The organism is Minwuia thermotolerans (assembly GCF_002924445.1).
Classification (GTDB): Bacteria; Pseudomonadota; Alphaproteobacteria; order Minwuiales; family Minwuiaceae; genus Minwuia; species Minwuia thermotolerans.
This window is the reverse complement of the sequence record NZ_PIGG01000015.1, coordinates 179,278-191,395: the sequence shown is the minus strand read 5'-3', so window position 1 is coordinate 191,395 and position 12,118 is coordinate 179,278. Positions and strand designations below refer to the sequence as shown.

The 12,118-nt window shown below is 72.2% G+C and carries 7 protein-coding genes; all 7 read left to right on the top strand.

Translation table 11 applies throughout. The features are described 5' to 3' along the window. A partial coding sequence (gene ahcY / locus CWC60_RS04050) for an adenosylhomocysteinase (RefSeq protein WP_109792732.1) occupies positions 1–1,220 on the top strand: 1,220 nt, incomplete at its 5' end. Between the two features lie 99 nt (positions 1,221–1,319). Beyond that, positions 1,320–3,533: a sensor histidine kinase gene (locus tag CWC60_RS04045; protein ID WP_109796340.1), complete on the top strand. Its 2,214-nt coding sequence runs from the start codon at positions 1,320–1,322 to the stop codon at positions 3,531–3,533. Continuing rightward, positions 3,530–3,988, top strand: coding sequence for a tRNA (adenosine(37)-N6)-threonylcarbamoyltransferase complex ATPase subunit type 1 TsaE (gene tsaE / locus CWC60_RS04040; protein ID WP_109792722.1), 459 nt, complete (start codon positions 3,530–3,532; stop codon positions 3,986–3,988). The genes CWC60_RS04045 and tsaE overlap by 4 nt, the downstream gene beginning before the upstream one ends. Then, on the top strand, positions 3,978–4,979 hold the full coding sequence (locus CWC60_RS04035; RefSeq protein ID WP_109792721.1) for an aminoglycoside phosphotransferase family protein: 1,002 nt from the start codon (positions 3,978–3,980) through the stop codon (positions 4,977–4,979). The genes tsaE and CWC60_RS04035 overlap by 11 nt, the downstream gene beginning before the upstream one ends. Then, positions 4,976–5,707 carry a nucleotidyltransferase family protein gene (locus CWC60_RS04030; RefSeq protein WP_109792720.1) on the top strand — a complete coding sequence of 244 codons (732 nt, stop codon included), beginning with the start codon at positions 4,976–4,978 and terminating at the stop codon, positions 5,705–5,707. The genes CWC60_RS04035 and CWC60_RS04030 overlap by 4 nt, the downstream gene beginning before the upstream one ends. 4 nt (positions 5,708–5,711) lie before the next feature. After that, positions 5,712–8,630: a double-strand break repair protein AddB gene (addB, locus tag CWC60_RS04025; RefSeq protein ID WP_109792719.1), complete on the top strand. Its 2,919-nt coding sequence runs from the start codon at positions 5,712–5,714 to the stop codon at positions 8,628–8,630. Then, positions 8,627–12,103: a double-strand break repair helicase AddA gene (addA, locus tag CWC60_RS04020; protein ID WP_164516352.1), complete on the top strand. Its 3,477-nt coding sequence runs from the start codon at positions 8,627–8,629 to the stop codon at positions 12,101–12,103. Before addB ends, addA begins: the two co-directional genes overlap by 4 nt. The last annotated feature ends 15 nt before the right edge of the window (positions 12,104–12,118 follow it).

Here is a 12,118-nt window from a genome sequence, read left to right as displayed (position 1 = left end):
AGACCGAGATGCCCGGTCTGATGGCCTTGCGTGAGGAGTACGGCGCGGAGCAGCCTCTGGCCGGGGCGCGGATTGCGGGCTGCCTGCACATGACGATCCAGACGGCGGTGCTGATCGAGACGCTGACGGCGCTGGGCGCCGAGGTGCGCTGGTCGTCGTGCAACATCTTCTCCACCCAGGACCAGGCGGCGGCGGCGATCGCGGCCACCGGCGTGCCGGTGTTCGCCTGGAAGGGCATGGACGACGACGAGTTCTGGTGGGCCATCGACATGACCATCGAAGGCCCCGACGGCTGGCGGCCGAACATGATCCTGGACGACGGCGGCGACCTGACCGCGCGCATGCACGAGAAGTTCCCCGAACTGCTGGACGACGTGCGCGGCCTCTCGGAGGAGACCACGACCGGCGTCATGCGGCTCTACGAGATGGCGCGGGCGGGGACGCTGAAGGTGCCGGCGATCAACGTCAACGATTCGGTGACCAAGTCGAAGTTCGACAATCTCTACGGCTGCCGCGAGAGCCTGGTGGACGGCATCAAGCGGGCCACCGACGTGATGCTGGCGGGCAAGCTGGCGGTGGTCTGCGGCTATGGCGACGTGGGCAAGGGCTCGGCGGAGAGCCTGCGCAGCCAGGGCGCGCGCGTCGTGGTCACCGAGATCGACCCGATCTGCGCCCTGCAGGCGGCGATGGAGGGCTACGAGGTCCGCACCATGGAGGACGTGGCCGCGTCGGGCGACATCTTCGTCACCGCGACGGGCAACAAGGACGTGATCACGGTCGAGCACATGCGCGCCATGAAGGACCGGGCGATCGTGTGCAATATCGGCCACTTCGATTCGGAGATCCAGGTCTCGGGGCTGCGCAACTACACCTGGCACAACGTCAAGCCGCAGGTCGACGAGGTGGAGTTTCCCGACGGCAAGCGGCTGATCCTGCTGGCGGAGGGGCGGCTGGTGAACCTGGGCTGCGCCACCGGCCATCCGAGCTTCGTGATGAGCGCGTCGTTCACCAACCAGGTGCTGGCGCAGATCGAGCTGTGGCGCAACCACGCCAAGTACGGCCTGGAGGTCTACGTGCTGCCCAAGCATCTGGACGAGAAGGTCGCCGCGCTGCACCTGGGCCGTCTCGGCGTCAACCTGACGAAGCTCTCCCCCGATCAGGCCCGCTATCTCGGCATCCCCGAAAGCGGACCCTACAAACCCGAACACTACAGGTACTGAGGTCGCACCTCCGGCGCCGGGCCCCCGGGTCCGGCGCCGGGACATGTTGTGGTCCCCGTGGCCCGGCCATAATCTGGCGGTCCACGAGTGGACGAATCGATGACGCCGACCCCGAACCGCCGCCGCGCCTCATGGCCGGCCGGCGCCCTGACCGTTCCGACGATATTGGCTCTGGCGGCCTGGCCCGCCAGGGCGCAGGACGGTTTCGCGGGCGGCGGCGCGGCGACGGGCTGGATGATTGCTGCGGCCGTGGCGGCGGCGGCCTTTCTGGCCCTGCTGGCGCTTCATCTCGGCCAGCGCCGCCGCGCGGCGGCCGAACGGGCCGGCTTCGCCGAGCGGCTGGAAACCCTCGAGAGCGAGAGCGGCGAACGGGCCGTGCAGGCCGGACGCCAGGAAGCCGAGCTGGCGCTGCTGCGCGACAAGATCGCCGCGCTCGGCCGCGAGCGGGACGGCTACCGCGCTCTGCTCAACGCCGCGCCCGTGGCCGCCTGGCGGCGCGATTCCCACGGCGCCATCGTCTGGCGCAACCGCATGCTGGAGAGCATCCTCGGCCCCGACGCGACCGACGACGAGATCGCCTCGGCCAGCGATCTCGACCAGCCGATCCGCCTGGTGCAGGAAGCCCGCGACCGCGGCGAGACCGCCGAGGAGGAACGCCGTTTCGTGGTCGAGGGCCAGCGCCGCATCTTCCGCGTCTTCGAGACGCCGGAACTGCCCGACGGCGGCTCCGCCGGCTATGCCGTCGACATGTCCCTGCTCGACGAGGTTCGGCGCGAGATGCGCCGCCAGATCGAAGCCAATACCGAGATGCTGGAGCACATCACGACCGGTGTGGCGATATACGACGCGGACAAGCGGCTGATACACGCCAACAGCGCCTTCCGCTCGCTCTGGGGGCTGGACGAATCCTTCCTCGCCGCCGGCCCGTCGATCGGCGAGGTGCTGGACCGGGTCAAGGAGCTGCGCAAGCTGCCCGAGCAGACCGAATACCGCCAGTTCCGCAAGAGCCGCGAGGCGCTGTTCAACAGCCTGATCAACCCGGTCGAGGAACTCTATCAGCGCCCCGACGAGCGCATGATGCGGGTGACCATCGTCCGCCACGGCCTGGGCGGGCTGATGTTCCTGTTCGACGACGCCACCGACCGCATCGTCCTGGAGCGGAACCTGAACACCTACATCGCCGTACAGCGCGCCACGCTGGACAATCTCTACGAGGCGGTGGCGGTGTTCGGCCCGGACGGCCGGCTGAGCCTGTGCAACGCCGGCTACCGCATCATGTGGAATCTGCCCAGGGAGTTCACCGACAGCGAGCCCCATGCGCGCGAACTGGTGGATCACATGCTGGAGGGCTTCGGCCATCCGCCGGAGCTTGCCGCCCGGCGCGACGCCTGGATCGCCAGCGCCACCGAAATCCGCTCCGGCGAGCGGCGCATCGAACTCCCCAACGGGCAGATCATCGACGCCGCGTCCACGGCCCTGCCGGACGCGCGCACGCTGTTCACCTATCTGGACGTCACCGACAGCTACCGCATCGAACGGGCGCTGCGCGAACGCAACGAGGCGCTGGTCGCCGCCGACATGATCAAGTCGGAATTCCTCGAGAACATGTCCTACGAACTGCGCACGCCGCTCAACACCATCCTCGGCTTCGCCGAGATTCTGCAGAACGACTATTTCGGCACGCTCAACGAGCGCCAGCGCGAATACGCCTCCGGTATCCTGGAGGCGTCCGAACAGTTCCTGTCGATGATCAACGACATGCTGGACCTCGCCTCCATCCAGGCCGGGCACCTTCAGGTCGATCGCGACGTGTTCGTGGTCTCCGACATCATCGAGCAGGTGCAGGAGAAGTACGGCGAGCGCGCCGAACGCCGCCAGCTCGCGCTCTCCAGCGAACTGCCCGACGACCTGCCCAGGCTGGACGGGGATCCGCGCCGCATCCAGCAGATCCTGAACAACCTGATGAGCAACGCCGTCAAGTTCACGCCACCCGGCGGGGCCATTACCATCGGCGCGGCGCGCACCGACGACGGCGCGGACATCTGGGTCGAGGATACCGGCATCGGCATCCCCGAGGAGGAGCGCGAACGCGTTTTCGAGACCTTCCGCACCAGCGAGCGCCACACGAGGCGGGGCGCGGGGCTGGGCCTCGCCCTGGTGCGCAACCTGATGGAGCTGCACGGCGGCTCGGTCGAGCTGACCTCGGAGGTGGGCGTGGGCACCCGCGTGGTGTGCCACTTCCGCGACCAGATGCCGGAGGACACCGAGACCATCCGCATCTCCGGCGCGCCTGTCGAACCGTTGCGGTCTTGAGCGTCCGGCGCGCCGAGTTCCATCTGCCCGACCCGGCAGCGACCGAAGCCTTCGGCCGCCGGCTGGCGCGGGCGCTGCGTCCTGGCGACGTGGTGCTGCTGAGCGGCGATCTCGGCATGGGCAAGACCGCGCTGGCGCGCGCCGTGATCCAGGCCCTGGCCGGCCGCGCGATCGACGCGCCGAGTCCGACATTCAATCTGGTGCTCCCCTACGACCTGCCGGACTTCCGGCTGTGGCACTTCGACCTCTACCGGCTTTCAGGCCCCGGCGAGGTCGAGGAACTCGGTTTCGAAGAGGCGGCGGCCGAAGGCGTGGCGCTGGTGGAATGGCCGGACCGGCTGGGGGATCTCGCGCCGCCCGACGCGGTCCGGATCGCGATCGAGGCGGCCGGGGACGGACGGCGGCTCACCGTCCAGGCGACGTCCGGTTTCATGGAGCGGCTCGATGACGCCTGAACGGTCGCAGGCGCTGACGAACCTGCTGACGGAAGCCGGCTTTGCGGGCGCGCGGATCGTGCCGCTGGCGGCCGACGCCTCCTTCCGCAGCTATGACCGCGTCTTCGCGCCGGACGGACGCCGCGCCGTACTGATGAACGCGCCGCCGGGCAGGGAGGACGTGCGCCCCTTCCGCCGCGTCGCCGGGGTGCTGGCGGAATGGCGGCTGTCGCCGCCGCAGGTTCTGGCCGCCGACGCGAAACAGGGCTTCCTGCTGCTCGAGGACCTGGGCGACGATCTTTTCGGCCGTGTCATCGGCCGCGACCCCGCGATGGAGGAAGCGCTCTATGCGGCAGCGGTCGACGTCCTCGTCAGCCTCGCCGGCCACGCCGCGCCGCCGGACCTGCCGCGCCACGATCTGACGGCGCTGCTGGACGAGGTGGCGCTGTTTCTCGACTGGCGCCTGCCCGAGGTGCGCGGGCGGGCGGCGAGCGACGCCGAACGCCGCAGCTTCCGCGACGCCTGGGCCGAAGCGCTGATCTGCCCCTCCGACAGCCAGAACACGCTCGTGCTCCGCGACTACCATGTCGACAACCTGATCTGGCTGCCCGATCGCGATGGGCCGCGCCGGGTCGGGCTGCTGGACTTCCAGGACGCGGTGGGCGGCCATCCGGCCTATGACCTGGCCTCCCTGCTCGCGGACGTGCGCCGCGACGTGCCGGCGGCCCTGGAGGACGAGATGATCCGGCGCTATCTGGCCGCCACCGGCGCGGCCGAAGCGCCATTCCGCGCCGCCTACGCCGCGCTCGGGGCACAGCGCAACACGCGGATCCTCGGCGTCTTCACGCGGCTCTGGCGCCGGGACGGCAAGGCGCGCTATCTGGACTGGCTGCCCCGCGCGTGGCGTCTGCTGCGCCGGGACCTCGGCCACCCCGCCCTGCAGCCGGTCGCGGCGTGGTTCGAGCGCCACATGCCCGACGATCCCGCCGCCCGAGGAGAAACGCCGGAATGAGCAATCAGGTCCACCCCGAACTGCCCGCGCAGGCGATGGTGCTGGCGGCCGGCTATGGCAAGCGGCTGGGCGCGGTGACGCGCGCCAGGCCGAAGCCGCTGGTCTCGGTCGCGGGCCGGCCGGTGATCGACCGGGTGCTGGACCGCCTGTCGGCCGCGGGGGTGACTCGCTGCGTCGTCAACCTGCATTACAAGGGCGAGATGCTGCGCGAGCACCTGGAACGCCGGGAGGCGCCGGAGATCGAATTCTCCCACGAGGAGGAACTGCTCGACACCGGCGGCGGCGTGCTGGCCGCGCTGGACCGCTTCGGCGGCGAGCCGTTCCTGTCGGTCAATTCCGACACCATCTGGCGCGACGCCTTCGGCGATTCGTTCAGGCGGCTGGGGCGCGCCTGGGATCCGGAGCAGATGGACGTGCTGCTTCTGATGCAGCCCACGGTCACCGCCATCGGCTATCGCGGCCAGGGCGATTTCACCATGGCGCCGTCCGGCCGCCTCGCCCGGCGCCGGCCCGGCCGCCTGGCCCCCTTCCTCTATGCCGGGGTCCAGATCCTGCATCCGCGCATCTTCGAGGGCCTGGAGGTCAGGCCGTTCTCGCTGAACCTGATCTTCGACCGCGCCGCCGAGGCCGGCCGGCTCTATGGCATGCGCCATGAGGGAGACTGGATCGACATCGGCACGCCGGACGGGCTGGAGCGGGCCGAGTCCCTGCTCAGGCGGACGGGCTGAAGCCATGGGGGGGCTGCTGACCGTACCGGCCGGGCTGCCCTTCGTGGATATCCTCGCCCGCCACATGCTGGCCGCCCATGGCCCCGGCGGCGACGGCCTGCTGGCGGACGCCCAGGTCTTCCTGCCGACCCGCCGCGCGGTGCGCTCGCTCAGGGAGGCCTTCCTGCGCGTGGGCGGCGGCGAGGCGCTGATGCTGCCGCTGATCCGGCCGCTGGGCGACCAGACGGAAGACGAGCCGCCGCTCCTGATCCTCGATCCGCGCGACGAAAGCGAATTGCCGCCGGCCATCGCGCCGGCCGCGCGGCGGCTGCTGCTGTCGCGGCTGGTGGCCCGCATGCCCGGCCGCGCCGCCGGGCCGGCCGCGGCGCTGGGGCTGGCCGACGCCCTGGGCCGGCTGATGGACGAGACCCAGACCGAACGGCTGGACTTCGCCGGCCTGGCCGGCCTGGCCCCGGAGCGATTCCAGGAGCACTGGCGGCAGACGCTCGATTTCCTGCGCATCGTCACCGAATTCTGGCCGTCGGTGCTGGACGAGCGGGGCGAGATCGACCCGGCCCGGCGCCGCGACCGGCTGATGGCGCTGCTGGCGGCGCGCTGGCGGCGCGAGAGGCCGGCCCATCCGGTCTACATCGCCGGCTCGACCGGCAGCGTGCCGGGAACCGCGGAGCTGATGGCGGCGGCGCTGGCCCTGCCCGCGGGCCATGTCGTCCTGCCGGCGCTGGAAACAACGATGGAGCCACGCGACCGCGAGGCCGCGCTGGACGAAGCGGGCCATCCCCAGCACGGCATGCTGCGCCTGCTTCAGGACCTGCGGGCGAATCCCGGCGACGTGCAGGTGCTGGGCGGGGACGCGCCTTCGCCCCGGCTGGCCCTGCTCAGGGAGGCGCTGCGGCCGGCGGCGACCACCGACCGCTGGCGCGATCTGGACGCCCTGCCGGCGGACGCGCTGGATGGCCTGGCGCTGATCGAAGCGCCGGATCCCCGCGCCGAGGCCACGGCGATCGCCCTGAAACTGCGGGAGGCGCTGGAGACGCCGGGCCGTACCGCCGCACTGGTCACCCCGGACCGCGTGCTGGGCCGGCGCGTGGCCGCCGAGCTCACCCGCTTCGGTGTCCGCGTCGACGATTCCGGCGGCGCGCCGCTGCGCCACACCCGGGCCGGCGGCTTCCTGCAGCTCGCCGCCACGGTGCTGTCCGAGGGCGCGGCGCCGGCGGACCTGCTGGCTCTGCTGAAACATCCGCTGGCCGCCGGGGGAAGCCAGCCGGCCGCCTTCCGACGCGACGTGCGCGCGCTGGAGCGCGTCATGCTGCGCGGCATTCGCCAGTATGACGACCTGCCCGGCCTCGCCGCCCGGGCGCCGGCGGTGAAGGGGGCGGAGCGTCACGCCGCCTGGCTGGAAGAGGTCGCCGAAGCCGCCCGGCCCTTCCTGGAGGCCGGCGACAATTTCCAGCGCCGGCTGGAAAGTCATGTCCGGTTCTGCGAATGGCTGGCTGCGACGGACACCGAGGAAGGCGCTTCCCGGCTCTGGCGCGGGGAGGACGGGGAAGCGGCGGCCCAGGCGATCGCCGATCTGGCCGACAGCGCAGCCGCCGCGCCGCCCGCCGGCCCCGGCGACTGGCCGGAGCTGTTCGACCGGCTGATCGGCGGGGTCACCGTCCGGCCCCGCTTCGGCGGTCATCCGCGGGTGCAGATCCTGGGCCCCCTGGAGGCGCGGCTGCAGGTCTTCGATCTGGTGGTGCTGGGCGGACTGAACGAGGGTGTCTGGCCGGCCACGTCCGAGGTCGACCCGTGGATGAGCCGGCCCATGCGCGCCGCCTTCGGCCTGCCCGCGCCGGAGCGGCGGACGGGCCTGCAGGCGCACGACTTCCTGCAGCTCGCGGCAGGGCCGGAAGTGGTGCTGACCCGCGCCGCGCGCGCCGGCGGGTCCCCCACCGTGCCCTCGCGCTGGCTGCTGCGGCTGAAGAGCGTTGCGGCCGGGGCGTCCCTGAGCCTGGAGCCGGAGACGCGGCCTGTGGTCTGGGCGCGGCTGCTGGACCAGGCGGGCGACCCGCAGCCCGTGGCCGCACCCCGGCCCCTGCCCCCGGTCGCAGCGCGGCCCCGGGAGCTGCCGGTGACGGCGGTGGAGACCCTGATCCGGGACCCCTACGCCATCTTTGCGCGCCGCATCCTGGGACTGCGCGCCCTCGACCCGATCGACGAGACGCCGGGACCGGCGCTGAAGGGCAACCTGATCCACGACGCCTTCGAACGGCTGGCGAAGCGCCATGACGGCGACTGGAGTCCAGGTCTCTGGCCGGTGCTGGCGCGGATCGGCGAGCAGGTCTTCGACGACGCCGGCCTGCCGCCTTCCTGGCGGCGGCTGTGGTGGCGGCGCTTCAAGAACGCCGCAAAGTGGCTGCTGGCCGAGGAAGGCCGGCGCAGCGAGCGCGTGACGCGGCGCTTCGCCGAGATCCGCGGCGCGGTCGACGGCCTGCCGGGGCTCGAGGATTTCCGCCTCACCGCCAAGGCCGACCGGCTGGACGTCACCGGCGACGGCGGCGTGGTCATCGTCGACTACAAGACCGGCGCCCCGCCGACGAAGAAGCAGATCGAGGCCGGATTCGCCGTCCAGCTGCCGCTGACTGCGGTCATCCTGGCGCGCGGCGGCTTTCCCGCCGAAGTGCCGGCGGCCCCGGCCGAGCTGGTCCACATCCGCGTCCACGGCGCGCAGGAGGGCGGCGCGTGGAAGCGGGTGCCGCTGGAGCTGGAGCCGCTGATGGCGGAGACGGCCGAGGGCGTGGCCCGGCTGCTTTCGGCCTATGACGATCCGGAGCGGCCCTATCTCTCGCGGCCCAGGGTGCAGTTCCAGGGGCTGGGCGGCGACTACGACCACCTGGCCCGCGTCGCCGAATGGTCCGTCGCCGGCGGGGAGGAAGAGCCATGACCACAGCCGCCGACCCCCTCGCCCGCACCATCGCCGCCCAGCGCAAGGCCGCCAGGCCCGACGCCTCGGCCTGGGTCAGCGCCAATGCGGGCTCGGGCAAGACCCGGGTTCTGACCGACCGGGTCATCCGCCTGATGCTGGAACAGGACGCGCCGCCCAACCGCATCCTGTCGATCACCTTCACCAACGCCGCCGCCGCGGAGATGTCGAACCGCCTGTTCCGGCGCCTGGGCGAATGGGCCGCGCTGCCCGACACCGCGCTGACGGCGAAGCTGACCGAACTGCTCGGGGAGGCGGGCGCGGCGCGCCAGCCCCTGGACCTGGCGCGGCGGCTGTTCGCCCGCGCGCTGGAGACGCCGGGCGGCCTGAAGGTGCAGACCATCCACGCCTTCGCCGCATCCGTGCTCGGCCGCTTTCCGCTGGAGGCGGGCCTGAGCCCCGAGTTCCGCCAAATGGATGAGCGCGAACCGGAAGAAATGCTGGAGCGGCTGAAGCACACGATCCTGGCCGGACGGTCGACGGACAGGGAAGTAGACGCAGCGCTGGAGCGGCTGATCGACCGCATGGCCGACGGCGCCTTTGACGACCTGCTGCGGGAAGCGCTGAACGCCCGGCGGCCCATCGAGGCGGCGATCGCCCGTCATGGCGGGGTCGACGGCGTCGTCCACGAGATCCGGTCGCGCTTCGGCCTGCGCCCCGACGAGGACGAGGCGGCGGTGACCGCCGCAGGCTGCGCCTTCGGGGCCTGGGACGAGCTCGGTCTGCGCCGGGTGCTGGCCGGCCTGCGCCGTGACGGCGGCAGGAAGGCGGCGGCGAACGCCGATCTGATCGAAGCCTGGCTCGCTTCTGACGACGACGCGCGGCAGGCCCTGCTGACGGACTATCGCGGCGTCTTCCTGACCCAGAAGGGGGAGCCGCGGAAGACCCTGATCCCGGCCGCCGTGACCAGGGCCGATCCCGGCGCGCTGGCGGTGATGGAGACCGAACTGGCGCGGATCATGGAGCTGTCTGACCGCTGCGCGGCGGCCGCCTGCGCCGACCGCACCGCCGACCTGCTGCGTCTCGCCGGCGCCCTGCTGGCGGACTACGCCGCGGAGAAGCAGCGCCTGGCGCTGGTGGACTATGACGACCTGATCCGCCACACGCTGGGCCTGCTGCGCTCCCAGGCCGCCTGGGTGCACTTCAAGCTGGACGAGGGGCTCGATCACATCCTGATCGACGAAGCCCAGGACACCAGCCCCGACCAGTGGCGCATCGCGGACCTGTTGAGCGCGGAATTCTTCGCCGGCGAGGGCGCGCGGACGGACGTCGTCCGCACGGTCTTCGCGGTGGGCGACGAGAAGCAGTCGATCTACAGCTTCCAGGGCGCCGACCCGGAAGGCTTCGACCGCATGCGCGGCCATTTCCGCGAGCGCGCGCTGGACGCGCGGGAAAGTTTCGAGGACGTGACCCTCGACGTTTCCTTCCGCTCCGCGCCCGAGATCCTGACGGTCGTCGACCGCACCTTCGCCGGCCCGGCGGGCGCAGGGCTGACCGCAGGCGGCGCGGCCAGCGCCCATATCGCCCGGCGCGCGGGCGCGCAGGGGCTGGTGGAGCTCTGGCCGCTGGAGGCGCCCGGCGAGAGCGAGGAACAGAACCGCTGGGACGCGCCGATGGATACCGAGCGCCCCGACAGCCCCAGGCGGCGGCTGGCCGTCCGCGTCGCCGAGCGCATCGCGGCCATGATCCGCGACCGGGAGACGATCGGCCAGGCCGGCGACACGGACCGGCCGCTGCGCGCGATCACGCCCGGCGACGTGCTGATCCTGGTGCGCCGCCGCGACGCCACGGTGGCGGAAATCGCCCGCGAGCTGAAGCGCCTGCGCGTGCCCGTCGCCGGGGCCGACCGGATGGTGCTGACCGAACAGATCGCAGTGATGGACCTGATGGCGCTGGGCGACTTCCTGCTGCTGCCGGAGGACGACCTCACGCTCGCCACGGTGCTGAAATCGCCGCTCTACGGCTTCGACGACAGCGACCTGTTCGAACTCGCCCATGGCCGGGAGAAGCATGAGCGGCTCTGGCACGTTATGCGCCGGCGGGCGGACGAGCGGCCGAAATGGGCCGAAGCTGCGGCCGAGCTCAGCGATCTGCTGGGCCGGGCCGACCAGTCGACGCCCTTCGCCTTCTTCGCCGAGCTGCTGGGCGCGGGCGGGGCGCGGCGGCGGCTGCTGGCGCGGCTGGGCACGGACCAGCTCGATCCGCTGGACGAGTTTCTCAACGCCGCCCTGGACGACGAGCGCCGTCATCCGCCTTCGCTGCAGGGCTTCCTGCACCGCCTCCGCGCCGGCCAGTCGGCGGAGATCCGGCGCGACATGGAGCGCGGCGGCGGCGCGGTCCGCATCATGACCGTCCACGGGGCCAAGGGGCTGGAGGCGCCGGTGGTGATCCTGCCGGACACGACGCGCGCGCCGCGCGCGGGCAAGTCACCGCTGATCGCCCTGCCCGGGCCGGGCGGGGACGAGGACATTCCCGTCATGCGCGGCCGCGCCGCCGAACTGCCCGACCGCGTGGCCCAGCAGGCCAAGCGGGAGCAGGAGCGCGGCCTGGCCGAATACAACCGCCTGCTCTATGTCGCCATGACACGGGCCGAGGAGCGGCTCTACGTCTGCGGCTTCTACAATTCGGAACGCGCCCTTCCCGACGATGCAAGCTGGTACCGCGCGGTCGAGGGCGCGCTGGCGGAAATCGGCGAAGCCGGCGGTGACGGCGTGCTGCGTCATGGCAGTGGCGCGCTGCCGCTGACCGGAGACGACGCTGGCGCCGGCGAGGCCGAAATACTGCCGGCCTGGGCGACGGCGCCGGCGCCGGCCGAGCCCGCCCCGCCCCGGCCGCTGGCGCCTTCACGGCAGCCCGGCGAGGAACCGGACGCCGAACCGGCGGCGCTGAGCCCGCTGCAGCGCACCGGCGGGGCCGGCCGCCGCCGCGGCGTGCTGGTCCATCACCTGCTGCAGGTGCTGCCCGAACTGCCGCCCGAACGGCGGGAAGATGCGGGCGCGTCCATCCTGGCGCGGCGGGCCGCGGACCTCGAAGAGGCCGAACGCACGGCCCTGCTGACCGAAGCGCTGGGCGTCATTGCTGCGCCGGAGATGGCGGCCGCCTTCGCGCCGGGCAGCCGCGCCGAGGCGGCCATCGCCGGCGTGGTCGGCGGTCACGTCGTCTCCGGCCAGGTCGACCGCCTCGCCGTGACCGACGATTCGGTGCTGATCGTGGACTACAAGACCAACCGCCCGCCGCCGCAGGAGGTAGCCGGCGTGCCCCTGGCCTATCTCAGGCAGATGGCGCTCTACCGCGCCGTCATGCGCCGGATCCACCCGGACCGGGAGGTGCGCTGCGCCCTGGTCTGGACCGTGGAGGCGCGGCTGATGGCGCTGCCGGCGGCGCGGCTCGACCATGCGCTGGCCTCGCTTGACCTGTCGCAGGCGGCTACCTAGATTCGGCATCGCGCC